The 24,228-nt window shown below is 73.1% G+C and carries 24 protein-coding genes; 12 read left to right on the forward strand and 12 right to left on the reverse strand.

What is annotated here, in order from left to right:
• Positions 1-58 precede the first annotated feature (58 nt).
• The gene (gene argS / locus ACFUJ1_RS12480) at positions 59-1,765 is read left to right on the forward strand and encodes an arginine--tRNA ligase (protein ID WP_378645347.1); all 1,707 of its coding nucleotides are present in this window, start codon (positions 59-61) and stop codon (positions 1,763-1,765) included.
• A gap of 3 nt (positions 1,766-1,768) precedes the next feature.
• Here the strand turns inward: argS and ACFUJ1_RS12485 are convergent, their stop codons facing one another.
• The 4 genes from ACFUJ1_RS12485 to ACFUJ1_RS12500 are packed head-to-tail and all read right to left on the reverse strand — an operon-like array spanning position 1,769 to position 5,981.
• Positions 1,769-2,533 carry an enoyl-CoA hydratase/isomerase family protein gene (locus ACFUJ1_RS12485; RefSeq protein ID WP_378645136.1) on the reverse strand — a complete coding sequence of 255 codons (765 nt, stop codon included), beginning with the start codon at positions 2,531-2,533 and terminating at the stop codon, positions 1,769-1,771.
• 2 nt (positions 2,534-2,535) lie between these two features.
• On the reverse strand, positions 2,536-3,624 hold the full coding sequence (locus ACFUJ1_RS12490; protein ID WP_378645137.1) for an acyl-CoA dehydrogenase family protein: 1,089 nt from the start codon (positions 3,622-3,624) through the stop codon (positions 2,536-2,538).
• Positions 3,611-4,603, reverse strand: coding sequence for an acyl-CoA dehydrogenase family protein (locus ACFUJ1_RS12495; protein ID WP_378645139.1), 993 nt, complete (start codon positions 4,601-4,603; stop codon positions 3,611-3,613). The genes ACFUJ1_RS12490 and ACFUJ1_RS12495 overlap by 14 nt, the downstream gene beginning before the upstream one ends.
• Positions 4,581-5,981, reverse strand: coding sequence for a class I adenylate-forming enzyme family protein (locus tag ACFUJ1_RS12500; protein ID WP_378645140.1), 1,401 nt, complete (start codon positions 5,979-5,981; stop codon positions 4,581-4,583). The genes ACFUJ1_RS12495 and ACFUJ1_RS12500 overlap by 23 nt, the downstream gene beginning before the upstream one ends.
• 76 nt (positions 5,982-6,057) lie before the next feature.
• On the opposite strand from ACFUJ1_RS12500, the gene ACFUJ1_RS12505 reads away from it, so the two are divergent.
• The gene (locus ACFUJ1_RS12505) at positions 6,058-6,360 is read left to right on the forward strand and encodes a 2Fe-2S iron-sulfur cluster-binding protein (protein ID WP_378645142.1); all 303 of its coding nucleotides are present in this window, start codon (positions 6,058-6,060) and stop codon (positions 6,358-6,360) included.
• Positions 6,361-6,520: 160 nt separating this feature from the next.
• On the opposite strand, the gene ACFUJ1_RS12510 is transcribed toward ACFUJ1_RS12505, so the two are convergent.
• Complete coding sequence (locus ACFUJ1_RS12510; RefSeq protein WP_233021246.1) at positions 6,521-7,477, reverse strand: LLM class F420-dependent oxidoreductase; 957 nt, start codon at positions 7,475-7,477, stop codon at positions 6,521-6,523.
• A 106-nt stretch (positions 7,478-7,583) separates the two neighbouring features.
• Between ACFUJ1_RS12510 and ACFUJ1_RS12515 the strand changes: the two genes are divergently transcribed.
• A complete protein-coding gene (locus tag ACFUJ1_RS12515) occupies positions 7,584-8,417 on the forward strand; it encodes an SDR family oxidoreductase (protein ID WP_378645143.1) in 834 nt (277 codons plus the stop codon).
• A gap of 7 nt (positions 8,418-8,424) precedes the next feature.
• Positions 8,425-9,468, forward strand: coding sequence for a dihydrodipicolinate reductase (locus tag ACFUJ1_RS12520; protein WP_378645144.1), 1,044 nt, complete (start codon positions 8,425-8,427; stop codon positions 9,466-9,468).
• On the opposite strand, the gene ACFUJ1_RS12525 is transcribed toward ACFUJ1_RS12520, so the two are convergent.
• On the reverse strand, positions 9,449-10,426 hold the full coding sequence (locus tag ACFUJ1_RS12525) for an NAD(P)/FAD-dependent oxidoreductase (RefSeq protein WP_378645145.1): 978 nt from the start codon (positions 10,424-10,426) through the stop codon (positions 9,449-9,451). The genes ACFUJ1_RS12520 and ACFUJ1_RS12525 overlap by 20 nt on opposite strands.
• 94 nt (positions 10,427-10,520) lie before the next feature.
• Here ACFUJ1_RS12525 and ACFUJ1_RS12530 point away from each other — a divergent pair, with 94 nt between their 5' ends.
• The gene (locus tag ACFUJ1_RS12530; protein ID WP_378645146.1) at positions 10,521-11,111 is read left to right on the forward strand and encodes a helix-turn-helix domain-containing protein; all 591 of its coding nucleotides are present in this window, start codon (positions 10,521-10,523) and stop codon (positions 11,109-11,111) included.
• Between the two features lie 3 nt (positions 11,112-11,114).
• Here the strand turns inward: ACFUJ1_RS12530 and ACFUJ1_RS12535 are convergent, their stop codons facing one another.
• From ACFUJ1_RS12535 to ACFUJ1_RS12545, 3 genes are read right to left on the reverse strand one after another with little or no spacing between them, the layout of a single operon-like run.
• Positions 11,115-12,239, reverse strand: a complete 1,125-nt coding sequence (locus tag ACFUJ1_RS12535) for an alpha/beta hydrolase (protein WP_378645148.1) — start codon at positions 12,237-12,239, stop codon at positions 11,115-11,117.
• Positions 12,236-12,874 carry a TetR/AcrR family transcriptional regulator gene (locus ACFUJ1_RS12540; protein WP_378645150.1) on the reverse strand — a complete coding sequence of 213 codons (639 nt, stop codon included), beginning with the start codon at positions 12,872-12,874 and terminating at the stop codon, positions 12,236-12,238. Before ACFUJ1_RS12540 ends, ACFUJ1_RS12535 begins: the two co-directional genes overlap by 4 nt.
• Positions 12,871-14,205 (reverse strand): flavin-containing monooxygenase, encoded by a 1,335-nt coding sequence (locus ACFUJ1_RS12545; RefSeq protein WP_378645151.1) that lies wholly within the window; start codon positions 14,203-14,205, stop codon positions 12,871-12,873. Before ACFUJ1_RS12545 ends, ACFUJ1_RS12540 begins: the two co-directional genes overlap by 4 nt.
• Positions 14,206-14,366: 161 nt before the next feature.
• Here ACFUJ1_RS12545 and ACFUJ1_RS12550 point away from each other — a divergent pair, with 161 nt between their 5' ends.
• Entirely contained in the window at positions 14,367-15,827 is a 1,461-nt protein-coding gene (locus tag ACFUJ1_RS12550) for a flavin-containing monooxygenase (RefSeq protein WP_378645153.1), read from the forward strand.
• Between the two features lie 99 nt (positions 15,828-15,926).
• Here ACFUJ1_RS12550 and ACFUJ1_RS12555 read toward each other — a convergent pair whose 3' ends face one another.
• Positions 15,927-16,334, reverse strand: a complete 408-nt coding sequence (locus ACFUJ1_RS12555; RefSeq protein ID WP_378645154.1) for a RidA family protein — start codon at positions 16,332-16,334, stop codon at positions 15,927-15,929.
• Between the two features lie 61 nt (positions 16,335-16,395).
• Here ACFUJ1_RS12555 and ACFUJ1_RS12560 point away from each other — a divergent pair, with 61 nt between their 5' ends.
• Both ACFUJ1_RS12560 and fabG read left to right on the forward strand, forming a co-directional pair.
• The gene (locus ACFUJ1_RS12560) at positions 16,396-17,040 is read left to right on the forward strand and encodes a TetR/AcrR family transcriptional regulator (RefSeq protein ID WP_378645156.1); all 645 of its coding nucleotides are present in this window, start codon (positions 16,396-16,398) and stop codon (positions 17,038-17,040) included.
• 31 nt (positions 17,041-17,071) lie between these two features.
• Positions 17,072-17,833 carry a 3-oxoacyl-ACP reductase FabG gene (fabG, locus tag ACFUJ1_RS12565; protein ID WP_378645157.1) on the forward strand — a complete coding sequence of 254 codons (762 nt, stop codon included), beginning with the start codon at positions 17,072-17,074 and terminating at the stop codon, positions 17,831-17,833.
• 4 nt (positions 17,834-17,837) lie between these two features.
• Here the strand turns inward: fabG and ACFUJ1_RS12570 are convergent, their stop codons facing one another.
• Positions 17,838-19,124: an NtaA/DmoA family FMN-dependent monooxygenase gene (locus tag ACFUJ1_RS12570; RefSeq protein ID WP_378645159.1), complete on the reverse strand. Its 1,287-nt coding sequence runs from the start codon at positions 19,122-19,124 to the stop codon at positions 17,838-17,840.
• Positions 19,125-19,242: 118 nt separating this feature from the next.
• Between ACFUJ1_RS12570 and ACFUJ1_RS12575 the strand changes: the two genes are divergently transcribed.
• Positions 19,243-20,391: a DUF3089 domain-containing protein gene (locus ACFUJ1_RS12575; RefSeq protein ID WP_378645160.1), complete on the forward strand. Its 1,149-nt coding sequence runs from the start codon at positions 19,243-19,245 to the stop codon at positions 20,389-20,391.
• Here ACFUJ1_RS12575 and ACFUJ1_RS12580 read toward each other — a convergent pair.
• On the reverse strand, positions 20,369-21,478 hold the full coding sequence (locus tag ACFUJ1_RS12580) for an FAD-dependent oxidoreductase (protein ID WP_378645162.1): 1,110 nt from the start codon (positions 21,476-21,478) through the stop codon (positions 20,369-20,371). The genes ACFUJ1_RS12575 and ACFUJ1_RS12580 overlap by 23 nt on opposite strands.
• Before the next feature lie 58 nt (positions 21,479-21,536).
• Between ACFUJ1_RS12580 and ACFUJ1_RS12585 the strand changes: the two genes are divergently transcribed.
• Genes ACFUJ1_RS12585 through ACFUJ1_RS12595 form a run of 3 tightly spaced genes read left to right on the forward strand, consistent with a single transcriptional unit; the run spans position 21,537 to position 24,210 of the window.
• Positions 21,537-22,187 carry a TetR/AcrR family transcriptional regulator gene (locus ACFUJ1_RS12585; protein WP_378645164.1) on the forward strand — a complete coding sequence of 217 codons (651 nt, stop codon included), beginning with the start codon at positions 21,537-21,539 and terminating at the stop codon, positions 22,185-22,187.
• Between the two features lie 17 nt (positions 22,188-22,204).
• The gene (locus ACFUJ1_RS12590) at positions 22,205-23,464 is read left to right on the forward strand and encodes an acyl-CoA dehydrogenase family protein (protein ID WP_378645165.1); all 1,260 of its coding nucleotides are present in this window, start codon (positions 22,205-22,207) and stop codon (positions 23,462-23,464) included.
• Entirely contained in the window at positions 23,461-24,210 is a 750-nt protein-coding gene (locus ACFUJ1_RS12595) for an SDR family oxidoreductase (protein WP_378645167.1), read from the forward strand. Before ACFUJ1_RS12590 ends, ACFUJ1_RS12595 begins: the two co-directional genes overlap by 4 nt.
• Positions 24,211-24,228: the final 18 nt, after the last annotated feature.

Genomic DNA, 24,228 nt, shown 5'->3' on the forward strand with positions numbered 1-24,228 from the left:
GGAATCACCGGTGAGCCCTGTCGGCATCACACCGCTCCTCGACCGTGTCGCCTCCGCCGTGTCGGAGGCGATCGTGCGAGTCCGTCCGGATATGGCGGATGCGGACCCGGTGGTGCGACGATCCGATCGGGCCGACTTCCAGTCGAATGCCGCGCTTCCGTTGGCGAAGCGGGCCGGGGTGCCGCCGGTCGGCCTGGGCGGCGAACTCGCGCGGTGCCTCGATACCGAGGTGATCGCCGAGGTGGAGGTGTCCGGGCCGGGATTCTTGAACATCACCCTGGCCGACCGGGCCGTCTGGGCGAGCGTCGCGGCGCGGCTGGCCGACGATCGGCTCGGCGTTCCCGTCACCGAGGAGCACCGGCGGGTGGTCATCGACTACTCCGCGCCGAACGTGGCGAAGGAGATGCACGTCGGGCATCTGCGCACCACGATCATCGGGGACAGCCTCGCCCGGATCTTCGGATTCCTCGACGCCGATGTCGTGCGCGCGAACCACCTGGGCGATTGGGGCACGCAGTTCGGGATGCTCATCCAATACATCGATGAGCATCCCGAATCATACTGGCACACAGCCGAACTCGGTTCCGGTGACAGCTCGGTATCGGCGCTGGATCGGCTGTACAAGGCCGCGCGGGCACTCTTCGACTCGGACGCCGAGTTCGCGGACCGGGCCCGCACCCGCGTGGTCGCCCTGCAGGCGGGCGATCCCGCCACCGTCGCGCGCTGGCGCGAGATCGTCGCCGAGTCGGAGCGGGCCTTCGGCGCGATCTACGACCGGCTCGGAGTACTGCTCACCCCGGACGACTACGTCGGTGAGTCGTTCTACAACGACCAGCTCGACGACACCATCGCCGAACTCGTCGGCACAGGGGTGGCGGTTCGGAGTGAGGGCGCCGTGGTCGTGCTCTCCGAGCAGGTCACCGGCCCCGACGACCGGCCCGCCGTGCTGATGGCGCGCAAGCGCGACGGTGGCTACGGCTACGACAGCACCGACCTGGCCACCATCAGGTACCGCATCACGGCGCTCGGCGCCGACCGGCTGCTCTACGTCACCGATTCGCGGCAGGCACTGCACTTCCGGCTGATCTTCGAAACCGCCCGCCGCGCCGGCTGGCTCACCGACGAGATCCGCGTGGACCATGTCTCCTACGGCACCATTCTCGGCCCGGACGGCAAGCCGTTCAAAACCAGGGCGGGCGGCACCGTCCGCCTGCTCGACCTGCTGGACGAGGCCGAAGCGCGGGTCCGCGCCATCGTCGCCGAGAAGAACCCCGAGCTGCCGGAGGCCGAGCTCGACGTCATCTCGCGGCAGGCCGGAATCGGCGCCGTGAAGTACGCCGATCTGTCCACCTCGCGGGTCAAGGACTACACCTTCGACCTCGACCGGATGACCGCGCTGAACGGCAATACCGGCGTCTACCTGCAGTACGCGCACGCACGGGTGCGCGCGATCCTGCGCCGCACCGGAACGGCGGGCGAGGTCGACGAGCGCGCGCCACTGGCACCGGCAGAGCGAGCGCTGGCGCTCGTCCTCGACGGTTACGGGACGGTGCTGGCCGAGGTCGCCGAGACGCTGGAGCCGCACCGGCTCGCGAGCTATCTCTACGACCTCGCGCGAACCTGCACCGGCTTCTACGACGCCTGCCCGGTCGCGACGGCCGACGAGCCCGTGCGCTCGAATCGAATCGCGCTGTGCCTGCTGACAGCCCGAACGCTGGAGATGGGGCTCGGCCAGCTGGGAATCGCGGCGCCGCACCGCATGTGACCCCTACTTCCCCGCGGTGAGCTTCGCGATCGTGGCATGGAAATCCGGGTGCTGGAAGGAGAGGTCCTCGGCGGCGTTGGCGTAGTCGAGTGTGGCCAGCACCGCCCGCTCGAGGTGCAGGTTGAGTAGCCGCTTGGTGCTCTCGACCGCCTGCTGCGGCAACTCCAGAATCCGCTTGGCGGCGGCGAGCGCCTCGGTGAGCGGGTCGGCGACGACGTGGTTCACCAGCCCCATCTCGCGGGCCCGCGCGGCGGGGATCTTGGCGCCGGTGAGCGCGTACTCCTTGGCGAGCAGCAGGCTGGTGTGCAGCGGCCAGGTGAGCGGACCGCCATCGGCGGCGACCAGCCCGACCTGCACGTGCGGGTCCTTGAGGTACGCGGTCTCGGCGATGTAGGCGACGTCGCTCAAAGCAACCAGGCTGCAACCCAGGCCGACGGCGGGGCCGTTCACGGCGGTGACGAGCGGGAGCCGCAGCCGGGCCATGCCGAGCACGATCTCGCGTCCGTGCCGGATCGTCTTGGCGCGCAGCGGCGCGTCCTTGGCCAGCTCGGCGAGGTAGGCGAAGTCGCCGCCCGCGGAGAAGGCCTTGCCCGCGCCGGTGAGCACGGCGACCCTGGCCTCGGGGTCGTCGTCGAGCTGCGGCCAGAGCTTGGCCAGCCCGGTGTGCAGGCTGTCGTTCACCGCATTGAGCGCATCGGGGCGGTTCAGCGTGATGATCCGGAGCGGGCCTTCGGCGTCGACGCGGATCTCGGCGGGCAGGTCGTACATGATCAGGCTCCTAGGTCGAGAATGCGCTGGGCGATGATGTTCTTCTGGATCTGCGAGGTGCCGCCCATGACGCTCTGGGCGCGGCTGTAGAGGTAGTTGCCGAGCATCTCCTCGTCGCCGGTCCCGGCGACGGCGAGCGCGGCGTGCCCGACGGACTGCTCGACCCAGGTCATGAGCAGCTTGTCCAGCGAGCCGTCGGGGCCGTGCGTGACACCGTCGAGCTGTTCGGAGAGCCGGCGCCGGACGTGCAGCCGCAGCATCTCGGTCTGCACGGCGGCCCAGGCCAGTTCGTCCGGCTGCGGGCCGTCCACCCGGGACTGCAGCTGCCGCACCGTCTTCGCGTAGCGGGCGGCGAAGCCGAGGGTGGAGGGCTCGCGTTCGTGGCCGACGACGGTCATCGCCAGTTTCCAGCCGTCGCCGGGTGCGCCGACCATCTGTGCGGCGGGCACCCTGGCACCGTCGAAGAGCACCTGCCCGAATTCCTTGGTGACGCCGCTGATCATGGTGAGCGGGCGCTGCTCGATCCCGGGCTGCTTCATCGGCACGATGAAACCGGAGATGCCGCGGTGCCGCGGGGCGTCGGGGTCGGTGCGGGCCAGCAGCAGGCACCAGTCGGCGACGTCGGAGTAGCTGGTCCAGATCTTGTGGCCGTGCAGGACGTAGTCGTCGCCGTCCCTGGTGGCGGTGGTGCGCAGCGAGGCCAGGTCGGAGCCGGCCCCCGGCTCGCTGAAGCCCTGGCACCAGCGCTGCGTGCCGTCGATCATGCCGGGCAGGAAGCGCTGCTGGATCTCGGGGCTCGCGTGCCTGCCGAGCCCGACCACCAGGTAGCCGAGGCTGGGCCGGGCGGGGGCGCCCGCGGCGGCCAGCTCCTCGTCCAGGATCACGTCGTAGACCGGGGGCAGCGCGTGCCCGCCGAACTCGGCGGGCCAGGAGAGGCCGAAGAACCCGGCGCCGTAGAGCGCGCGGTGCCATTCGCCCGCGCGCGCCCAGTACGCGTCGCCGGAGGACGGGAACTCGCCCGCCACCCCGGCCAGCCAGGTCCGCAGCCGCGCCCGGAACTCGGCCTCCGCGGGCGAATCACGAAAGTCCATGGTCGATCTCCTCCAGACGGACGCCGAACAGTTCGGTCGAGGTGAGCACCCGGCGCAGGAACACGTGCGCGAGGCACTCCCAGGTGTTGCCGATGCCGCCGTGCACCTGGATCGAGGTCTCGCACACGGTGCGCGCGGCGCGGGCGGTGTAGATCTTGGCGATCCGGGCGGCGCGCAGCGCCTCGGCGGGCGGCAGCTCGTCCACCGCCCAGGCGGCGTGCCTGAGCACGCTGATCGAGCCCTCGATCAGCGCCCTGCTCTCCGCGAGCAGGTGCGCGACGGCCTGGTACGAGCCGATGGTGTGGCCGTACTGCTCGCGCATCCGGGCGTACTCGACGGCCAGATCCTGGACGCCGCGCGCGGCGCCGAGCAGGTCGGCGGTGGTCGTGGTGACGGCGAGCGCCTGCCACTGGGTCAGCTGCTCGGGCGAGAGCTCGCCGAGCTGCTCGGTGGCGCCGGTGATCTCGGCCGTGTGCCGGGTCAGGTCGGCGCCGGGCAGCCGCTCCCCCACCTCGGCGGCGAGCAACTGCCGGTCGTCGAGCAGCAGCACCCGCTGCCCGGCGGCATCCGCGGGGCGGTCGGGCTGTTCGCCGCGGGCACTACCCGGCGCGGTGACGCTGGTCGCGCCGGGCCGCTCACCGTTGGCACCACCAGGCGCGGCGACGTCGATCGCGCGGCCGTTCAGCCCGATGGTCGCGCCGGCCTCGGCAGGCCCGCGCAGGTCGTCGGCGAGGACCGGGCCGAGGAACGGCACGTCGACCAGCCCGCGCCCGAACTCCTCGGCGACGAGCGCGACCTCGACACCGGAGGCGCCGTCCGAGCGCAGCGTGCGCCAGCCCGCGGTGCTCACCGCCTTCTCCAGCCGGGCCAGCCGCTTCGCGTCGTCCAGCTCGGCCACCGAACCGGGGCCGAGGTCGTCGGCGAGTTTCGCCGCCGCATCGCGCAGCTGCCGCTGCTCACTGGTCAGTCGGACGTCCATAGCGCTCCTCGAGGACTCGGCGCAGCACCTTGCCGGAGGGCAGGCGCGGGATCTCGGGCACGAACACGACCCGGCGGGGCCGCTTGTAGCCGGCCAGGTGCGTGCCGACCAGGGCGATCAGCTCGTCGGCGGTGACGCCGTCGGCGTGCACGGCGGCGACGACGGCCTCGCCGTCGCGTTCGTCCGCGGTGCCGAAGACGGCGCAGTCGCGCACCTGCGGGTGGCCTTGCAGCACGGCTTCGATCTCGGCGGGCGCGACCTGGAAGCCGCGGACCTTGATCATCTCCTTGGCCCGGTCGGTGAGCCGGATCCAGCCGTCGGCGTCCACCCAGCCGACGTCGCCGGTGCGGTACCAGCCGTCGGCGAAGGCGCTCGCGTTCTCGGAGTCCGGCAGGTATCCGGCCATGATCGAGGCGGCGCGGCACTGGATCTCGCCGAGTTCGCCCGGCGGCAGCGGTACACCGCTGCCCAGCTCGGCCACCCGGATCTCGACGCCGGGCGCGGCGCGGCCGACGGTGTCGAGCCGGGCGCCGGTCAGCGGGTTGCAGGCGATCACCGGCAGCTCGCTGGCGCCGTAGGCGGGCAGCCAGGGCACGCCGGTGCGCGCGGTGACCCGCTCGGCGACCTCGGCGGTGACCGGGGTGGCGCCCCACATGATGTAGCGCAGCGAGCTCAGGTCGTAGCGCTCGAGCGCAGGGTGCGCGGCGAGGGCGAGCGCGATCGGCGCGACCGCCATCTCCACCGTGATCCGCTCCGCGGCGATGGTGCCGAGCACGGTGTCCAGGTCGAACCGGCGGTGCAGCCGCATGCTCGCGCCCGCCTCCAGCACGGTGACGATATTGAGCAGCCCGAGGATGTGCGAGGGCGGCGTTGCGATCTGCAGCCGGTCGGCCGCGGTCAGCCCGAGCACCTCGATCCACTGCCGCACCGCGACCGCGAGCGAGCCGTGCGTGTGCCGCACCGCCTTCGGCAGCCCGGTGGTGCCCGAGCTGAAGACCAGCACCGCGTCGGCGTCCGGATCGGGCGCGACGTCCACCGCCTCGACCGGGGTGATCGGCTCGTCCAGGTGCCGCATGGGCAGCCGCGCGGCCAGCTCCGCGTTGTCGCCGACGGCGTGCGCGGGCTCGGTGACGGCCAGCGCGTGCGCGACCTCGCCCGCCTTCCAGGCCGGGCTCAGCAGGACGACCGCGGCGCGCAGCCGCCACACCGCGAGCACCGCGATCACGAACTCGGGGCGATTGCCGGACATGAGCGCGACCCGGTCGCCCGCGCGGACGCCGCCGGCGGCCAGCTCGGCCGCCAGCCCGGCCGCGAGCGCGCTCAGCTCGGGCCGGGTGTAGGCGCGATCCTCGAAGAGGAGCGTCCCGTCAGCCGCCATCTTGGAAGTTCCCGTCGCATAGGTGAGAATGAGATTCTCTTTGCACTAGAATATACGTACCAGGAGGAGGATGTTGATGGCGAGTCCCAGTTCTTCGGGTCCGGCGGACGGCACCGTGACCGTCATCCTGAACGGCAAGAAGACGGCGGTGCCGCGGCGCGCGGGCGAGACGCTGCTGGAGACCGCCAGGCGCGCGGGCCTCAGCCCGCCGTTCTCCTGCGAACAGGGCAACTGCGCCACCTGCATCGCCGTGGTGACCGAGGGGCACGCCACCATGCGGCAGAACGAGGCGCTGGCCGAGGACGAGGTCGAGGAGGGGTACATCCTCACCTGCCAGGCCGTGCCGGACACCGCCGACATCACGGTCGACTACGAGTAGCGGCGACCGCGGCCGGCGCGCGCGGCCCGCCGACCGCTCGCGCCGGCCGCCGGCGCCCCGCGCCGACAGCCCTTTCCCCCGCCCCGGGGCCGCACGGCAGTTCCCGCCATTCCGGCGCCGATCCGCATTCGGGCAGGCCGGCACCGGACGACGCGAACGCTCAGCGCAGTTCGCGGGCGAGCACCGCGATCATCTCCCTGGTGCGGCGCTTGGAGGCCACCAGCGTGTCCCGATCGTCGCCGATCGGCAGCAGCCGGATGGAGAGGTCGGTCGCGCCCGCCTCGGCGTAGCGGCGCAACCCGGCGGCGATGGTCTCCTCGTCGCCCGCGATGCAGAGGTCGCCGATGTCGCGGGCGTCGCCCTGCTCCAGCAGCCGCTGGTAGTTCGGCGAGACCTCGGCCTCACCGAGGATCCGGTTGGCCCGCGCCTTCGCCTCGTCCACCTGGTCGGCGGCGCAGAGGCAGACCGGAAGCCCGGCCACGATGCGCGGCGCGGGCCTGCCCGCGTCGGCGGCCGCCTTGCTGATCTTGGGCAGCACGTGGTGCTCGATGGCGCGCTCGTCGGCCATCCAGAGCACGGTGCCGTCGGTGCGCTCGCCCGCGATCCGCAGCATGACCGGGCCGAGCGCGGCGATCAGCACCGGGACCGGCGCCACCGGGCCGAGGTCGAGCGGGTTGTGCACGGTGAAGGTGTCGTTCTCCACGTCCACCGAGCCGGTGCCGCGCAGCGCGGCGTTCAGCACGTCGAGGTAGTCGCGGGAGTAGGCGGCGGGCTTCTCGTAGGGCAGCCCGAGCATGTCCCGCACGATCCAGTGGTGCGACGGCCCGACGCCGAGCGCGAGCCGCCCGCCCGCCGCGGCGTGCGCGGAGAGCGCCTGCCTGGCCAGCGCGATCGGGTGCTGCGCCTGCAGCGGCACCACCGCGGTGCCCAGCTCGATCCGCGACGTCTTCAGCCCCATCGCCGCGATGGTGATGAGCGCGTCGAAATCGGTGGGGATCTGCGGAATCCAGGCGGTGTCCATGCCCGCCGATTCGGCCCATTCGATGTCGCGCAGCATGCGCTCCAGCTTGCGGCCGGAATCGCCCTTCTCCGGACCGATCATCACGCCGATGCGCACGGTGCCTCCCACCAGGTCCGAGACCAATTTTGCACGTGGTTGTTCATTGACGGATATGCTACTTCCAGAAAATGAGAATGCCAATACCGTCGCCGCGAGGAGAACCATGCCCGACCAGGACCGTCCGCTGCTCGATCGCACCGTGGTGATCTCCGGCGCCAGCCGGGGCATCGGCCTCGCCATCGCGGTGGCCGCCGCCGAGCAGGGCGCGAACGTGGTGCTGCTGGCCAAGACCGCGGAGCCGCACCCCCGGCTGCCCGGCACCGTGCACACCGCGGCCGCCGAGGTGGAGGCGGCGGGCGGCAGGGCAGCGGCGGTCGTCGGCGACGTGCGCCGGGAGGAGGACGTGGCGCGGCTGGTGCAGACGGCCGTCGAGCGGTTCGGCGGCATCGACGTCGTGGTGAACAACGCCTCCGCCATCGCGACCGAGCCGACGCACGAGCTGAGCCCGAAGCGCTTCGACCTGATGCAGGACATCAACCTGCGCGGCACCTTCCTGCTCACCGCCGCCGCCCTGCCGCACCTGCGCGACTCGGCCAACCCGCACGTGCTCACCATCGCGCCGCCGGTGAACCTGAACCCGCGCTGGCTCGGCGCGCACCCGGTCTACACGCTCTCCAAGTACGGCATGACGCTGCTCTCGCAGGGCTGGGCGGCCGAGTACGCCGACGCCGGGATCGCCTTCAACTGCCTGTGGCCACAGACCTTCATCGCCACCTCGGCGGTGGCCGCGCTGCCGGACGCGGAGAACCAGCTGGCCGCGGCGCGCAGCCCGCGGATCATGGCGGACGCGGCGGTCGCCATCGTGACGCAGCAGGCGAAGTCGGTCACCGGCAACTGCTTCCTCGACGCCGACGCCGTCTCGGTCTACGCCGGGATCGATGATCTCGCCCGCTACGGCGGCGGGGACAACCCGACGCCGGATCTCTTCCTGGACTGAGGTTTCCATGACGCACTCCCCCGCCCCGCTGCGTGTCGTGCAGTGGGCGACCGGAACCATCGGCGGCTACGCGCTGCGCTCGGTGCACGCGCACCCCGGGCTGGAACTCGTCGGCGTGCGCGTGCACTCGCCCGCGAAGGTCGGCCGTGACGCCGGCGAGCTCGCCGGGATCGCGCCGATCGGCATCGCGGCGGTCGGCACCCTGGACGAGGTGCTGGCGCTGCGCCCGGACTGCGTGCTCTACATGCCGCTCGCCTTCGACGCCGACGAGGTCTGCGCGCTGCTCGCGGCGGGCAGCGACGTGGTGACGACCTGCGGGCTCTTCCACCATCCGGCGAGCACCGAGCCCGCGCTGCGCGAGCGGGTCACCGCGGCCTGCGCGGCGGGCGGGAGCACGCTGCACAGCACCGGGAGCAGTCCGGGGTTCATCACCGAGGCGGTGCCGCTGGTGCTCGCCTCGATCCAGCGTGAGCTCACCGGGATCGTCATCGACGAGTACGCCGACCTCTCCCGCCGGGACTCGCCCGAGCTGCTCTTCGACGTGATGGGGTTCGGGCGGGAGCAGACGACGGTGAGCGAATTCCTCGCCCCGCACATGCTGAGCAGCTTCGGGCCCTCGCTGCGGCTGGTCGCCGAGGCGTTCGGGCTGGTGCTCGACGACGTGGTGGCGCACGCCGAGCTGGCGACGGCGCGCACCGAGGTGCGGATCGCGGCGGGCACCATTTCGGCGGGAACCGTCGCCGCGCAGCGCATCACCGTGAACGGCATCCGCGCGGGCGCGCCGCTGCTCACCTTCCGCGCCACCTGGTACTGCACCCCCGATCTGGCGGTCGAGTGGCCGATCGGCGACACCGGCTGGCACATCTCGGTGCGCGGCGACGCCCCGCTGGAGGTCGACCTCCGGTTCGCGGTGCCGCTGGAGCGGATGGCTGCGGTCTCGCCCGCGTTCACCGCCAACCGGGCGGTGAACGTCGTCGCGGCGGTGTGCGCGGCCGAGCCGGGGATCCGCAGCAGCGTCGAGCTGCCGCAGATCATCCCCCGGCTGGGCTGAAACCGGCACCGGCGCGGTGCAGCTCGACCGCGGCCTGCGTCTCCGCCATGACCAGGTCGGCGTTGATCTGCGCCCCCGCCATGGCCCCGGCCGCGGCGGCGGCGCCGACCTGCGCGGAGAGGTCGGTGACATTGCCCGCGACCCAGATGCCGGGCACCTCGGTGCGGCCGAAGGCGTCGGCGGGCACCGTCTCGCCCATGCCCGACGGGTGCTCCTCGGTCACCAGCCCGAGTCCGGCGAGCAACTCACCGCGGGCCACCATGCGCGGCCCGACCACGATCACCTCGCGCGGCAGCACGGTGCCGTCGCCCAACCGCACCCCGGTGATCCGGTCATCGGCGATCACCACCTCCTCCACCGAGCCGGGCACCAGCGCGATCCCGCGCGCGGCGAGCTGCTCGACCTGCTCGGCCCCTGGCGGCGCGGTGTGCGCGAACACCGTGACGTCGGCGCTCAACTGCCGGAAGAGCAGCGCCTGGTGCACCGCGTTCGGCCCGGTGGCGATGATCCCGATCGCCCGGTCGCGCACCTCCCAGCCGTGACAGTAGGGGCAGTGCAGCACGTCCCGCCCCCAACGCTCGCGCACCCCGGGAATCTCCGGCAACTCGTCCACCAGCCCGGTCGCGACGAGCAGCCGCAGCGCCGACACCGCGCGCCCGTCGGCGAGCGTCACCGTGAAGCCGGCCCCGGCGCGGGCCACCGCGCGCACCGCACCGCGCAGGATCTGCCCCCCGTACCCGCGCACCTCCGCCTGCCCGCGCGCCACCAGCTCGGCGGGCGGGGTCCCGTCCCTGGCGAGCAGGCCGTGCACCCCGTCCGCCGGGGCATTGCGCGGCGCGCCCGCGTCGATCACCAGCACCGAGCGCCGTGAGCGCGCCAGCATGAGCGCCCCGTTCAGCCCGGCGGCGCCGCCACCGATCACCACTACGTCGTAGCCGTCCCGCAACTCTTCGGTCACCCTGACCACCTCCTCGGCTCCGAGAGTGCCCGCCGACCTCGGAAAGCGGCAAGTTTGTTTGCCGAAGTGGCAACTCGCCGGGCAGAATGGGGCGATGGACGACGACCTGGACCGCGCGCTGGAGGCGGTCGGCCCCCGGCTGCGGGCCCTGCGCAAGCAGCGCGAGACCACGCTGGCGTCGCTCGCCGAGACCACCGGCATCTCGGTGAGCACGCTCTCCCGGCTGGAGTCTGGCAGCCGCAAGCCGACCCTGGAGCTGCTGTTCCCGCTGGCCAGGGCGCACGGCGTCACGCTGGACGAGCTGGTCGACGCGCCGCCGACCGGCGACCCGCGGGTGCACCTGCGCCCGGTGCCGGGCCGCGGCATGACCTTCCTCCCGCTCACCAAGCGCCCCGGCGGGATCCAGGCCTACAAGCTGGTGATCCCGGCGGGCGACAGCCGCCGCGAACCGACCCAGCAGACGCACGAGGGCTACGAGTGGATCTACGTGCTGAACGGCCGGCTGCGGCTGGTGCTCGGCGAGCACGACCTGGTGCTCACCCCGGGCGAGGCGGCCGAGTTCGACTGCCGGGTGCCGCACTGGTTCGGCTCCGCGGACGCCGACTCGGTCGAGTTCCTCAGCCTCTTCGGCAAGCAGGGCGAGCGCGCACACCTGCGCGCCCGCCCGCGCGCCGAGCCGGGCTGAGGCTCAGCTCAGGTGCCTGCGCAGAAAGTGCAGCTGGTGCTCGACGGTCGCGGCATGGAACTCGCCGCCCGGCCAGACGTCGAAGTGGTCGCACGGGTAGTGCCTGACCTCGGCGCGGGCGGCGAAGGCGGCCTTGGCGGCGGCGTGCGGCGGGGCGGCGCGGTCGAAGTCGGCGATCTGCACCAGCACCGGCACGGTGATGTCGGCGGCGGGGCGGGCCGGGCGGTAGTTCGGGAGCGTCAGCAGCACGGCGGGGTCGATGCCGTTCTGCCAGGTGGGGCCGCTGAGCGCGCGGTAGGAGCGCTCGTAGCCGTCGAGCGAGAGCGCCGCGCCGCTGCCGGGCGCGCCGACCAGCGGGATGAGCCCCGGTTCGCCGCGCAGCCGGGCGATTCCGGCGCGCACGCCGCCCGCCGCGCCGCGCAGCGAGGCGAGGGGGCCGCCGTGCCGCAGGGCGTGCCGCACCGCTGCGCGGCCGTCGACCAGCGGGGTCATCGAGACCACCGCCGCCACCCGCGGCTCGACGCCGCCGATCCGCGGCACCGCCGCGTCCGCGCGCCGCGCGCCGTCCGGCACGAGCCCCTGCGCACCACCCGCGCCCGCCGCTCTCCTCGCGCCCGGCGCACCGCTCGTGCCCTGCGCGCCACCCACGCCCGGCGCTCTCCTCGCGCCCGGCGCACCGCTCGTGCCCTGCGCGGCACCCGCACCGTTCGCACCCGCGGCGCCGAATTCGGCTGCCAGGGCGAGCACATGGCCCCCCGACATCGAAACGCCCCACAGCACGATCCGCTCCGGATCGACACCGGGCAGCCCGGCGGCGGCCGAGATCGCGGCGCGGTAGTCAGCGATCTGCTCGCCCATCCGCATGCGCTGCCGCGGCTCCCCCGCACTCCCGCCGAACCCGCGGAAGTCGATGGCGAGCGCGTCGATGCCCGCCCCGGCCAGCGCGGTGGCGAAGGAGGCGAGCCCCGAGTCCTTGGTCCCGCCGAACCCGTGCGCGAGCACCGCGACCGGCCGTCCGGCAGGCCCGGCGACATCGTCCGAGGTGGCCGCGAAATGCCACGCTTCGCAGCGCGTCCCGGCCGAGTCGAAGGTCAGCGCGGTGGCGCCGACCGGCAGCGTTGTGGTCATGACGTTCCCCGATCGGCCGGCGTCCGGCCGTAGACGGTGCGCAGCCACACGGTGACCACGGCATTGACGTAGTTCTCCCGGTCCAGCCCGTCGCCGAGCGTGAGCCGTTCCAGCAGCCGCTCGTTGAGCAGCAGCAGTACATCGGCGAGCGCGGTGGCGTCCGCGCCGTCGGGGGCGCGGCCCGCCGTGCGCTCGCCGTCGATCATGGCGGCGATGGCCGGGATGAAGGCCTGCCGATCCGCCTCCCACATGCGCCGCACCTCGGGCGAGGCGTAGCGCGCCTCCAGCGCGGCGCGCAGCAGGTGCCGGTGCCGCTCGGAGAACTCGACGAGGCCGCGCGCGGTGTGCTCGATCCGCACCGCCGGGTCGCCCGCGCCGACCAGCACGTCGGTCACCGCGAAGATCTCGTCGTACATCTCCTCGAGCGTCGCGGCCACCGCGGCCGCCTTGTTCTCGAAGTAGAAGTAGAAGGCGGAGCGGGTCACCCCGGCGCGCTTGGAGATCTCCGCGATGGTGATCGGGTCCAGGTCGCCGCCGCTGTCCTTCAGCAGCTCGGCCAGCGCACCGAGCAGGGCGGAGCGCCGCAGGTCGCCGCGGTGCGGCGCCCGCCGGTCGGTGCGCGCCCGAGCGCTCACGTGGCCCGCCCGGCGAGCGCCCCCGCCCTGCGGTACCCGGCGGGCAGTTCGCGCACCCGCAGGTCGTGTTCGTAGAGCCAGTAGTCCAGCTGCTGGGTGTGCCTGGCGGTGTTCATCATGTGCCCGATGAACTTCTGCTCGTCCTCGTCGATCACCGCCTGCATCGCCGAGTCCGTCGGCGGCCGGTAGTGCCCGGCCGCGAAGGCCGCGACCAGCCTGGCCTGGCACTCGACGAACGGGAAGAGCGTCGGGAACGGCTGCGCGAAGCCGACGAAGGCCAGATCGTCCAGCCCCGGCTTGAAGATCCGCTTGTAGAGCTGGATCTTGTTGCCCGGCGCGCTGAGGAACTCCGGGTCGAAGAACGGGAAGGTGATGTTGTAGCCGGTGCAGTAGATGATGACGTCGAAATCCTTCGCCTGCCCGTCCTCGAAGTGCACGGTGCGCCCGTCCAGCCTGGCGACGTTGCCGACCGCGGTGACGTCGCCGCTGCCGAGCCGCAGCGGCAGCTCGACCGACTGGGTCGGGTGCGCCTCCATGAACTTGTGGTTCGGCGCGGGCAGCCCGTAGTTCACCGGGTTGCCGGAGATGACCGGGGTGAAGAGCTGCGCCAGCCTGCGCTGCCAGCGCAGCGGCACGTACGGCAGGGTGCGGTAGTAGCGGTCGGCCGGGGTGCCCGCCAGGTACTTCGGCACCACCCAGGCACCGGAGCGGGTGGAGAGCCAGACCTCGTTGTCCATGGCGCGCGAGGAGAGCTCGACGGTGATGTCGGCGGCGCTGTTGCCGATGCCGACGATCAGGATGCGCTTGCCGTACAGGTCGAGCGGGGTGCGCGGGTCGACGTAGGCGTGCGAGTGGATGGCATCGCCGGTGAACTCGCCGGGGAAGTCGGGGAAGCGCGGGTCCCAGTGGTGCCCGTTCGCCACCACCAGCAGGTCGAAGCGGCGCTGCTCGCCGCGCTGGGTGGCGATGTTCCAGCCGCCGTCCGGCAGCCGCTCGGCGTGCGCGACGCCGTTGCCGAACTCGATCCGGCGCTTCAGCCCGAAGGCGTCGGCGTACCCCTCCAGGTACTCCTTGATCTGCGTGTGGTGCGGGAAGTCCGGGTAGGTCTCCGGCATCGGGTAGTCCCGGAAGGAGAGCTGGTACTTCGAGGTGTCGATGTGCAGCGAGCGGTAGGCCGCGCTGTGCCCGTTCGGATTGCCGAAGGCCCAGTTGCCGCCGATCCGGTCGGACGACTCGAAGCAGGTGTACGGGATCCCGTAGTCGCCGAGCATCTTCCCGGTGGTCAAACCGCTGATCCCGGCGCCGATCACGGCGACCGTCGGATGGGGCATCGGGCCTCCTGCCTGTGCGCCGTCGACGGTAGCGTGACGGCGATCACACGCACTCTAAGCCGCGATTCGACGCGCGTCAATAAAAATCCACGCTTGTTTCTGGAACAGGTTCCAGCTACGGTGATCGATGCCCCGGCTCACCGGGGTGATCGGGAGAAGCTATGTGCAGCAACGATTTTCGTGCGGTCCGGGTTGCCGTCGTCGGTGCCGGGTTCGGCGGGATCTGCGCGGCGCTGCGGCTGCGCGCGGCCGGGCACCGGGACCTCACGGTGTTCGACGCCCGGGACGGGGTCGGCGGGACCTGGGCGGCGAACCGCTACCCCGGCGTCGCCTGCGACGCCCCCTCGCACGTGTACAGCTACTCCTTCACCGAGCCGCCCGCGTGGTCGCGCCGGTTCGCGCCGGGCGCCGAGATCCGCGGCTACCTCGAGCGCTGTGCCGCCGGGCTCACCCCGCGTACCGGAACCGCGGTCACCGCCGCGACGTGGTCCGGCCGGGACTGGCTGCTGACGCTCGGCGACGGCACCGCCGAGCGGTTCGACGTGCTGGTCGCCGCCACCGGGCAGCTCGCGGTGCCCGCGGTGCCGCCGCTGCCCGGACTCGCCGAGTTCGGCGGCCGGGTGCTGCACACCGCGGACTGGCCGGACGATTTCGACCCCACCGGCCGCCGGATCGTCGTGGTCGGCACCGGAGCCAGCGCGGTGCAGCTGATCCCGGAGCTGGCCGGGCGGGCGGCGGCGCTCACCGTCGTGCAGCGCAGCGCGCCCTACGTACTGCCGAAACCCGACGTGCCGTACCGGGTGCGGGCTCTGCACCGGCGCTTCCCCGCCGTGCGCCTGGCGACGCGGGGTGCGCTCTGGGCCGGGCTGGAGGCGATAACCCTCGGCTTCTGGCGCTGGCCCGCGCTGCTCCGGCCGATCGAGCGCGCGCACGCGCGGACGCTGCGGCGCACCGTGGCCGACCCCGCGCTGCGGGCCGCGCTCACCCCGGCGGACCGGGCCGGGTGCAAGCGCATCCTGATGGCCGACGGGTACCACGCCGCGCTCACCCGCCCGCACGTCACGCTGGTCACCGCGCCGATCGCCGCCGTCGAGCCGGGCGCCGTGCGCACCGCCGCCGGGCGGCACCCGGCCGACACCCTGGTCTTCGCCACCGGCTTCGACACCGGCGGCTTCGCCACCACGCTCGACATCACCGGCCGCACCGGCGCGACGCTGGCCGCGCACTGGGCGGGCGGCGCCCGCGCGCACCTCGGGCTCACCGTGCCCGGCTTCCCGAATCTCTTCCTGGTCTACGGCCCGAACACCAACCTCGGCTCCGGCTCCATCGTCTTCATGCTGGAGACCCAGGCCGCGCACATCGCCGCCGCCGTCACCCGGCTCGCCGCCGCCCCGCCGGGCAGCGCGCTCGAGGTGACCGAGGCCGCCTTCGCCCGCTGGTCCCGGCTGCTCGACCGCCGCTTCGCCCGCCCGCTGGCCTGGAACTCGGGCTGCCGCAGCTGGTATCACGATGCCGAAGGCCGGGACGCGCACAACTGGCCGGGCGCGCTCGTCGAGTACCGCCTCCGCGCGGCGCGGCCGCGACAGCGCGACTACCACCTGTCACCACCGCCGGCCGCCTGATCCACGCAGCGCGGGCGCGGGCGCGCGGCTTCCGCATTCCGCCGCTGCCTGCCAGACCCCGCGCAGCCACACCGGCACGATCGCCGGCCGGGCGCGGACTCAATCCAGAACGGCGATCGCCTCCACCTCGACCAGCAGATCCGGCTCGGCCAGCGCAACCACCGGGATCAGCGTGACCGGCTTGGTCGGGTCGACCCCCAGCTTCGCGGCGACCCGCCCGGCGCCCTCGCCGAGCAGCGGCAGCTTCTCCGGCGACCAGTCGACGACGTAGATGGTCAGCTTGGCGACATCGTCGAAGGTACCGCCCGCATCCGCCACCGCGGTGGCGACGTTCAGGTACGCCTGCTCCACCTGGGCGGCGAAATCACCGGCGCCGACCGGGTTCCCGTCGGCGTCGCGCGCCACCTGCCCGGCCAGGAAGACGAAGCGGCTCCCGGTCGCGATGGCGGACTGCCGGTAGACCTCCGGCTTGGGCAGGCCGTCCGGGTTGCGCAGTTCCACGGTCATGTCTTGCTCCTTCGAGAGGGTCGGATGCCCATACAATAACGATGTTATGTATTCTGTGTCCATGGCACGGACGAAGAACCCGCGGACGCGGGCGCTGCTGGTCGAGCGGGCGGCGCAGATGCTGGCCCGGCGCGAGCCGGTCACGCTGCGCGCGCTCGTCGCGGGCACCGAGGTCTCGACCATGGCGGTCTACACCTACTTCGACGGCATCGACGGGCTGTGGCGCGCGGTGCGGCAGGAGGGATTCATCCGGCTCGCCGCCGAACTCGCCACCGTCGGCGCAACCGCCGACCCGGTGCGCGACCTCACCGCGCTCGGCGCGGGCTACCTGGCCAACGCGCTGGCGAACCCGGACCTGTACCGGGTGATGTTCGACGCGACCGCCGACCTGGAGGACGCCGCCTCCGCCGACGCCACGCTCGGGCTGCTGGTCACCGCCGTGGCACGGGCGCGGGACGCGGGCCGCTTCGCCCCGGAGACGAACCCCGAGGTCATCGCGCTCCGGGTCTGGGTGATCGGGCACGGGCTGGCGAGCCTGGTCGCCACCGGCCCGCTTCCCGTCGAGGTGCTGGCGAACGGCGAGCCGATGCTGGTCGCCCTGTTCGTCGCGGCGGGCGACGAGCCGGAGCGCTGCGCCCGCTCGGTCGCGCGCGGCTGGCGGCCGGAGCCGGAGCCGCGCACCGGGCCGGAACCCGATCGAGTATGAATCATCGAGTACATCCGACGAGAGGACCGACATGACCAGCACCGCCCCCCGCACGGCGATCGTCACCGGAGCCGCGCGCGGCATCGGCGCCGCCACAGCGCGCCGCCTGGCCGCCGACGGCCTCGCGGTCGCCGTCTTCGACCTCGACGAGGCGGCCAGCCTGGCCTCCGCGGAGCAGATCACCGCGGCGGGCGGCCGGGCGATCGGGCTCTCGGTCGACGTCTCCGACGAGGAGGCGGTGCAGCGCGGCGTGAGCCGGGTCGCCGAGGAGCTGGGCGCGCCGACCGTGCTGGTCAACAACGCAGGCATCCTGCGCGACAACCTGCTGTTCAAGATGACGACGGGCGACTGGGACGCGGTCATGAACGTGCACCTGCGCGGCGCCTTCCTGATGAGCAGGGCCACCCAGAAGTACATGACCGAGGCGAAGTTCGGCCGGATCGTGAACCTCTCCAGCACCTCCGCGCTCGGCAACCGCGGCCAGGCCAACTACTCCGCGGCCAAGGCCGGGCTGCAGGGCTTCACCAAGACGCTCGCCATCGAACTCGGCAAGTTCGGGGTCACGGTGAACGCCATCGCGCCCGGCTTCATCGCCACCGACATGACCGCGGCCACCGCCGAGCGGGTCGGCGTCACCTTCGAGCAGTTCACCGAGGCCGTGGTCGGGCAGATCCCGGTGGGCAGGGCCGGGCAGCCGGACGACATCGCGCACACCGCGTCGTTCCTGGTGAGCGCGGGCGCGGGCTTCGTCTCCGGCCAGGTCATCTACGTGGCGGGCGGCCCGACGGACTGACCCGTCAGGGCAGCGGCGGCAGCTCCAGGTTCTCCCGGAAGGTGCCGCCGACGTAGTCCTCGCCGACGATGCCGCGCTTGCGCAGCAGCGGAAGCAGGCCGTCGAGGACGTACTCGCGGCCGCGCGGGTCGGCGAGCCCGCCCAGGGTGATGAGGTCGAGCACGCCCGCGTCGTAGCGCTCCGCGATGGCGTCGGCGATCTGCTCGACGGTGCCGGCCTCGGCCCAGTGCCCGGTGTCCTTGGCGGCAACGATGAGTTCGCGCAGCGTCTTGCCGGAGCGGGCGAGCCGGGTGAAGATCTCGGCCCGGCCGCGCCGCCGGTTCACCGCGGTGACGTCGGGGAGCAGCGATTCCGGCAGCGGGCGGTCCAGCGGCAGCCCGGCGAGGTCGACGCCGCCGCCGAGCATGTCCTCCAGACCCCTGCGGCCCGCCTCCAGGTCGGTGTTCTCGTCGCGCTCGGCGGCGAGCCTGCGGGCCTCCTCCTCGGTGCCGCCGTAGGTGGCGTGCAGCGAGCTGAAGATCAGCGGCAGCCCGTCGGCGCGGCCGAGTTCGGCGGCGCGGGAACGGATGCGCTTCGCGAAGACCAGCGCGTCGTCCAGGGTGGCGAGCGAGGTGAAGACCACCTCGGCGAAGCGCGCGCCCAGCTCGACGCCGCCCGCGGACTGCCCGGCCTGGAACTGCACCGGCCTGCGCTGCGGCAGCGTCGGGATGTTCAGCGGGCCGCGCACCGAGAAGTACTCGCCGGTGTGCTCGATCGGACGCACCAGCGCGGGGTCGAGCACGGCGCCGCCGCTGCCGTCCGGGGTGAGCGCGCCCGGCGCCCAGCTGTCGAAGAGCGCGTTGGTCACCTCGAGCACCTCGGTGGCGCGGGCGTAGCGCTCCTCGGGGCTTGGCAGCTCCCCGGTGCCGTAGTTCTCCTCGCCGAGCGAGGAGGTGACCGCGTTCCAGGCGGCGCGGCCGTTGCTGACGTGGTCCAGCGTGCCGAAGAGCCTGGCCAGGTTGTACGGGTGGTGGAAGGTGGTGGTGACGGTGGCGATCAGCCCGGCCCTGCTGGTCACCCCGGCCAGCGCGGCCAGGAAGATCAGCGGCTCCTGCGCGCCGATGGCGCCCTGCTTGCCGAAGGAGAGCAGGTCGGCGGCGAAGAGCGCGTCGATCCGGTGCTCCTCGGCCAGCCGGGCGATCTCGATCGCGGTGTCCAGGGTGGAGCGGGCCGGGTCGACGGCGGCGGCGTAGACGTCCGCCCCTCCGCTGACTCCGGTCACGGTCTTGAGGGGGCGGCGCGCACGGACCATGACAGCCGACGCTACGAGCCGCCGCCGCGCCGGGCACCGTTTGCGCTCAGCCGGATTCGTACCCACCCCGGAACCGGGGGTGGTCGCCGTACAGTGGGCCCGATCGAAGGAGGTTCCGGTGGCCCCTGTCTCCCCGGTGTCCCCGCGGCGCGGGGTGACGACGCTGCTGGCCCTGCTCTTCGCCCTGGTCGCCGCCGCGGCGGGCGCGGTGGCGCTGCCGGAGCAACCGGACGACGTGGTCTGGCTCTGCCGCCCCGACCTCCCCGCCGACCCGTGCCGCGGCGACCTCGGCACCACCGTCTACCGCGACGGGCAGCCGCCCGAGGTGGTCCGGCCCACGGCCGGGCCGCGCGACGTGGACTGCTTCTACGTCTACCCGACGGTCTCCACCGAGCTCTCCTACTCCGCGAGCAAGGAGGTCGCGCCGCCGCTGCGGTTCATCGCCGAGCAGCAGGCGCAGCGCTTCTCCCAGGTGTGCGACGTGTACGCGCCGGTCTACCGGCAGCGCACCCTGCTCGCGCTGCGCTCCCCCGGTTCGCCGGAGCAGGCGCGGGCCGCGGCCGAGCTCGCCTTCGCCGACGTGGCGCGGGCCTGGGAGCAGTACCTGGCCAACGACAATCGCGGCCGCGGGGTCGTGCTGATCGGGCACTCGCAGGGGACCAGGATGCTCAGGCAACTGCTCCGCGAACGGATCGAGCCGGATCCGGCGGTGAACGCGCGGCTGGTGTCGGCGGTGCTGGCGGGCGGCAATGTGGTGGTACCGCGCGGCGCCGACGTCGGCGGCGATTTCCGCACCGTTCCGCTCTGCCGCGAGCGCGCGCAGACGCACTGCGCGCTGGCCTGGTCGCTCTTCGGCGAGACGCCGCCCGCGGACGCGCGCTACGGGGTCACGCCGACCACGCCCGAGGCCGCGCCGCAGCCGTACGGCGCCGGCTACGAGGTGGCGTGCGTGAATCCGGCCGCGCCGGGCAGCACCGACGAGGTCGCGCTGCACACGCTGGTCCGCACCGGGACCGCGCCGCAGGCGCTCGGCACCGCCCTGCCCACCCCGCCGACCCCCTGGCTGCGGCCCGCGCAGCGCTACCGGGCACAGTGCGCGCACGTCAACGGTGCGCACGTGCTGCTGGCCGCGCCGCAGCCGGGCGCCCCGCCGCTCGGCCCGTTCCCCGACCCCGGCTGGGGGCTGCACGTCGCCGACCTGACGCTCCCGCTCGGCGACGCCGTCGACACGGTGGCCGCGCAGATCAGCGCGTACCGGCGGCACTGAGGAACTCGACGAGCCCGAACGGCGCCCGCCCGCCGAGACACAGCTCCTGGATCTCCGCGGCGCCCGCCGCCGACTCGGCGCTGCGCGGGAACAGGGCGGCCTCGTAGCTCGCCAGCGCCGCCTCGGTGTCGTCCGGGTGCGCGGCGATCGCCCGCCCGAGTTCGGCGCCGTCGAACAGGGCGAGGTTCGCGCCCTCGCCCGCGGGCGGCGCCAGGTGCGCGGCGTCGCCGAGCAGCGTCACCCCGGGTACCCGCTCCCAGCGGTGCCGCTCCGGCAGGGTGTGCACGGGCCTGGTCACCAGCGGGGTGTCGGCGCCGGTGATCAGCGTGCGGAGTTCCGGTGCCCAGCCGTCGAATTCGGCGAGCACGCGCTCGGTGGTGACGCCGTCGAACCACGCGGCCGGGCGACGCAGCTGGAGATAGACGTGCAGGATGTCGTTCGCCTCGCGGTGCGCCGAGATGCCCTGGCCGGGGGCGAGCGCCATCAGCGCGCCGCTGCCCGCCACCGCGGCGGCAACGGGGTGCCGCCGGTCGACATCGTGCAGGTAGGTCTCCAGCAGCGTCGTGCCGGTGTACTCCGGCACGGCCGGGGAGAGCAGCGGCCGCACCTTCGACCAGGCGCCGTCGGCGCCGACCAGGAGCGCGGTGCTGACGCCGGTGCCGTTCGCGAAGCGCACCTCGTGCGCGCCACCGCCGAGCGCGCGCACCCCGCGGACCCGGTGCCCCCAGCGGATCGCGGCGGGCGGCAGCGAGTCGATCAGGATGCCGCGCAGGTCGCCGCGGAGCACCTCGGGGCGGCCGCCGGTGCCGTCGTCGGGCTCGTCCAGCAGGACCGTGCCGTTCCGGTCGAGCACCCGGGTGGCCTCGGCGCCGCGGTGGATGATCGCCTCGAACTCGGCGGTGAGCCCGGCCGCGGCCAGGGCGGCCTGCCCGTCGTGCTCGTGGATGTCCAGCTGCCCGCCCTGGGCGCGCGACCCCGCCGACTCCTCGGCCTCGTAGATCGTCGCCGGAACGCCGTTGACGTGCAGGATGCGCGCGAGGGCGAGGCCGCCGAGCCCCGCGCCGATGATGGTGACCGGTGTCGTCATGGTCGAACTCCCCTCGTTGGAACGTTGTTCCAATCCAGTTTGGAACAACGTTCCAGACATGTCAAGATGGGGCATGGCGACCCGGCGCTCCGACGCGCTCTCCCAGCAGCGGATCGTGGCGGCCGCGATCGAGATCCTGGACGCCGACGGTGAGCAGGCGCTCACCTTCCGCGCGCTCGCCGCCCGGCTCTCGACCGGGGCAGGCGCCATCTACCACCACGTGGCGAACAAGAACGAACTGCTCTCCGCCGCCACCGAAGAGGTGGTCGGCGCGGTGCCCGGCGATTCGATCCTGGCGGTCGCGCTCGGGCTCTTCGACGCCATCGACGCGCACCCCTGGGCGGGCGCCCACCTCACCAGGGAGCCGGGGCAGGACGCGATGCTCGCGATCTACGAGAGCCTCGGCGGGCGGCTGCCCGCGCTCGGCGTGCCGGAGCGGGCCTGGTTCGACGCCGTCACGGTGCTGGCGAACTACGTGGTCGGCGCGGCCTGGCAGAACGCCGCGAACGGCGTGGAGGCCGCCCGGCGGCGGGACACCGACCGCGCCGCGGTACTCGGCGCCGTCGCGGATCGCTGGAGCGCGGACCCGGAGCGGTTCCCGTTCGTGCACGCCATCGCCGGTGCGCTGCGCGCGCACGACGACCGCGAGCAGTTCGCCGCAGGCGTCGATCTGATCCTCGCCGGGATCTTATCGATCAGCGATCAATAGTGGGTTAGGGTCGGGCCATGGACTTCCGGCCCTCCGACCGCGCCGCCGAACTCACCGCCGCGGCCCGCGCGTTCCTGGACACCGAGATCGAACCGGTGGAGGCGCGGTACCACCACGAGGTGGCCGCGCTCCGCGAATCCGGCGGCAACCCGTGGCAGCCGCTGCCGATCCTGGCCGAGCTGCAGGAGAAGGCGCGGGCGCAGGGGTTGTGGAACCTCTTCCTGCCCGCGGGCGAGGGCGACGCCTACGCCGCGCGGTACGGCACGGCGGGCGGCGCCGGGCTGAGCAATGCCGACTACGCGCCGATCGCCGAGGTCACCGGCCGCTCCTTCCTGGCGCCGTACCTGTTCAACTGCAATGCCCCGGACACCGGGAACATGGAGGTGCTGCTCAAGTACGGCGACGACGCGCAGCGCGCGGAGTGGCTGGAGCCGCTGCTCGAGGGCCGGATCCGCAGCGCCTTCTGTATGACCGAGCCGGACGTGGCCTCCTCGGACGCCACCACCATGGAGCTCAGCGCCGTGGTGGACGGCGACGAGATGGTGATCAACGGCCGCAAGTGGTGGTCCACCGGCGTCGGCCACCCGGACTGCAAGATCCTGATCGTCATGGGGCTCACCGACCCCGAGGCCGCGCGGCACAGCAGGCACTCCATGGTGCTCGTGCCGCGCGACGCCCCCGGCGTCAAGGTGGAGCGGATGCTCTCCACCATGGGCATGCAGGACGAGCCGTTCGGCCACGGCGAGGTCTCCTTCACCGATGTCCGGGTGCCGCTGTCGAACGTGATCGCCGGGCCGGGGCGGGCCTTCGAGATCGCCCAGGGCAGGCTCGGGCCGGGCCGGGTGCACCACTGCATGCGGCTGATCGGGCTCGCCGAGAAGGCGCTGGAGCTGGCCTGTGAGCGCGGCCTCGCCCGGACCGCGTTCGGCAAGCCGCTGGTGAACCTCGGCGGCAACCGGGAGCGGATCGCGGAGGCGCGGATCGCCATCGACTCCACCCGGCTGCTCGTGCTCAACACCGCGTGGAAGCTGGACGAGGGCGGGCCGCTGAACGCGCTCAGCGAGGTCAGCCAGATCAAGGTCGCGGCGCCGACCATGGCCCAGCAGGTGATCGACTTCGCCATCCAGCTGCACGGCGGCGGCGGCCTCTCCGACGACTTCCCGCTGGCGGCGGCGTGGACCAGTGCCCGCGCGCTGCGGCTCGCCGACGGGCCGGACGAGGTGCACAAGGGCGTCATCGCGCGGCTGGAGCTCGGCAAGTACGGGGCGAAGCGATGAGCCGCGGGGTCGTCCTGATCACCGGCGCCAGCTCCGGGCTCGGCGCCGAGATGGCACGCCAGTTCGCCGCGCGCGGCTACGATCTCGCGCTCACCGCGCGCCGCACCGAGCGGCTGGAGCAGCTCGCGGGCGAGATCGCCGCCATCCACCCGGGCACCAGGGTCGAGGTGCGCACCCTCGACGTCACCGATTTCGACGCGGTGCCCGGGGTCTTCGCGGAGATCGCGGCGGCCTTCGGACGACTGGACCGGGTGATCGTGAACGCCGGGCTCGGCAAGGGCGCCCCGCTCGGCACCGGCCGCGCCGACGCCAACCGGGAGACCGCGCTCACCAACTTCGTCGGCGCGCTGGCCCAGATGGAGGCGGCGCTGGAGATCTTCCGCGCCGCGGGCGGCGGGCACCTGGTGGTGATCTCCTCGATCTCCGGGCTGCGCGGCATGCGCAAGACGCTCACCACCTACGCCGCCACCAAGGCCGGGCTGGCGCACCTGGCCGAGGGGGTGCGCTCGGAGCGGATCCCCGGGGTGAAGGTCACGACCGTCTACCCCGGCTACATCCGCTCCGAGATGAACGAGCACGTCACGCAGAAGACGCCGTTCATGGTCGACACCGAGACCGGGGTCAGGGCCATCGTCGCCGCCGTCGAGAAGGAGAAGGCACAGGCGTATGTGCCCGCGTGGCCGTGGATTCCGCTCGGCTACGCGCTGCGCGGACTGCCGCTCTCGGTGGTGCGCAGACTGACCTGACTCCCCGTTCGTGGTACG

It is taken from the genome of Nocardia sp. NPDC057227, from assembly GCF_042669725.1.
Lineage (GTDB): Bacteria > Actinomycetota > Actinomycetes > Mycobacteriales > Mycobacteriaceae > Nocardia > Nocardia asteroides_A.

What these genes read in the sequence shown, in the direction of transcription:
- ACFUJ1_RS12485 (WP_378645136.1), bottom strand. Translation starts at nt 2,533, where the DNA reads ATGTACGACCTGCCCGCCGAGATCCGCGTCGACGCCGAAGGCCCGCTC.
- ACFUJ1_RS12490 (WP_378645137.1), bottom strand. Translation starts at nt 3,624, where the DNA reads ATGGACTTTCGTGATTCGCCCGCGGAGGCCGAGTTCCGGGCGCGGCTG.
- ACFUJ1_RS12495 (WP_378645139.1), bottom strand. Translation starts at nt 4,603, where the DNA reads ATGGACGTCCGACTGACCAGTGAGCAGCGGCAGCTGCGCGATGCGGCG.
- ACFUJ1_RS12500 (WP_378645140.1), bottom strand. Translation starts at nt 5,981, where the DNA reads ATGGCGGCTGACGGGACGCTCCTCTTCGAGGATCGCGCCTACACCCGG.
- ACFUJ1_RS12505 (WP_378645142.1), top strand. Translation starts at nt 6,058, where the DNA reads ATGGCGAGTCCCAGTTCTTCGGGTCCGGCGGACGGCACCGTGACCGTC.
- ACFUJ1_RS12515 (WP_378645143.1), top strand. Translation starts at nt 7,584, where the DNA reads ATGCCCGACCAGGACCGTCCGCTGCTCGATCGCACCGTGGTGATCTCC.
- ACFUJ1_RS12520 (WP_378645144.1), top strand. Translation starts at nt 8,425, where the DNA reads ATGACGCACTCCCCCGCCCCGCTGCGTGTCGTGCAGTGGGCGACCGGA.
- ACFUJ1_RS12530 (WP_378645146.1), top strand. Translation starts at nt 10,521, where the DNA reads ATGGACGACGACCTGGACCGCGCGCTGGAGGCGGTCGGCCCCCGGCTG.
- ACFUJ1_RS12535 (WP_378645148.1), bottom strand. Translation starts at nt 12,239, where the DNA reads ATGACCACAACGCTGCCGGTCGGCGCCACCGCGCTGACCTTCGACTCG.
- ACFUJ1_RS12545 (WP_378645151.1), bottom strand. Translation starts at nt 14,205, where the DNA reads ATGCCCCATCCGACGGTCGCCGTGATCGGCGCCGGGATCAGCGGTTTG.
- ACFUJ1_RS12550 (WP_378645153.1), top strand. Translation starts at nt 14,367, where the DNA reads ATGTGCAGCAACGATTTTCGTGCGGTCCGGGTTGCCGTCGTCGGTGCC.
- ACFUJ1_RS12555 (WP_378645154.1), bottom strand. Translation starts at nt 16,334, where the DNA reads ATGACCGTGGAACTGCGCAACCCGGACGGCCTGCCCAAGCCGGAGGTC.
- ACFUJ1_RS12560 (WP_378645156.1), top strand. Translation starts at nt 16,396, where the DNA reads ATGGCACGGACGAAGAACCCGCGGACGCGGGCGCTGCTGGTCGAGCGG.
- fabG (WP_378645157.1), top strand. Translation starts at nt 17,072, where the DNA reads ATGACCAGCACCGCCCCCCGCACGGCGATCGTCACCGGAGCCGCGCGC.
- ACFUJ1_RS12570 (WP_378645159.1), bottom strand. Translation starts at nt 19,124, where the DNA reads ATGGTCCGTGCGCGCCGCCCCCTCAAGACCGTGACCGGAGTCAGCGGA.
- ACFUJ1_RS12580 (WP_378645162.1), bottom strand. Translation starts at nt 21,478, where the DNA reads ATGACGACACCGGTCACCATCATCGGCGCGGGGCTCGGCGGCCTCGCC.
- ACFUJ1_RS12585 (WP_378645164.1), top strand. Translation starts at nt 21,537, where the DNA reads ATGTCAAGATGGGGCATGGCGACCCGGCGCTCCGACGCGCTCTCCCAG.
- ACFUJ1_RS12590 (WP_378645165.1), top strand. Translation starts at nt 22,205, where the DNA reads ATGGACTTCCGGCCCTCCGACCGCGCCGCCGAACTCACCGCCGCGGCC.
- ACFUJ1_RS12595 (WP_378645167.1), top strand. Translation starts at nt 23,461, where the DNA reads ATGAGCCGCGGGGTCGTCCTGATCACCGGCGCCAGCTCCGGGCTCGGC.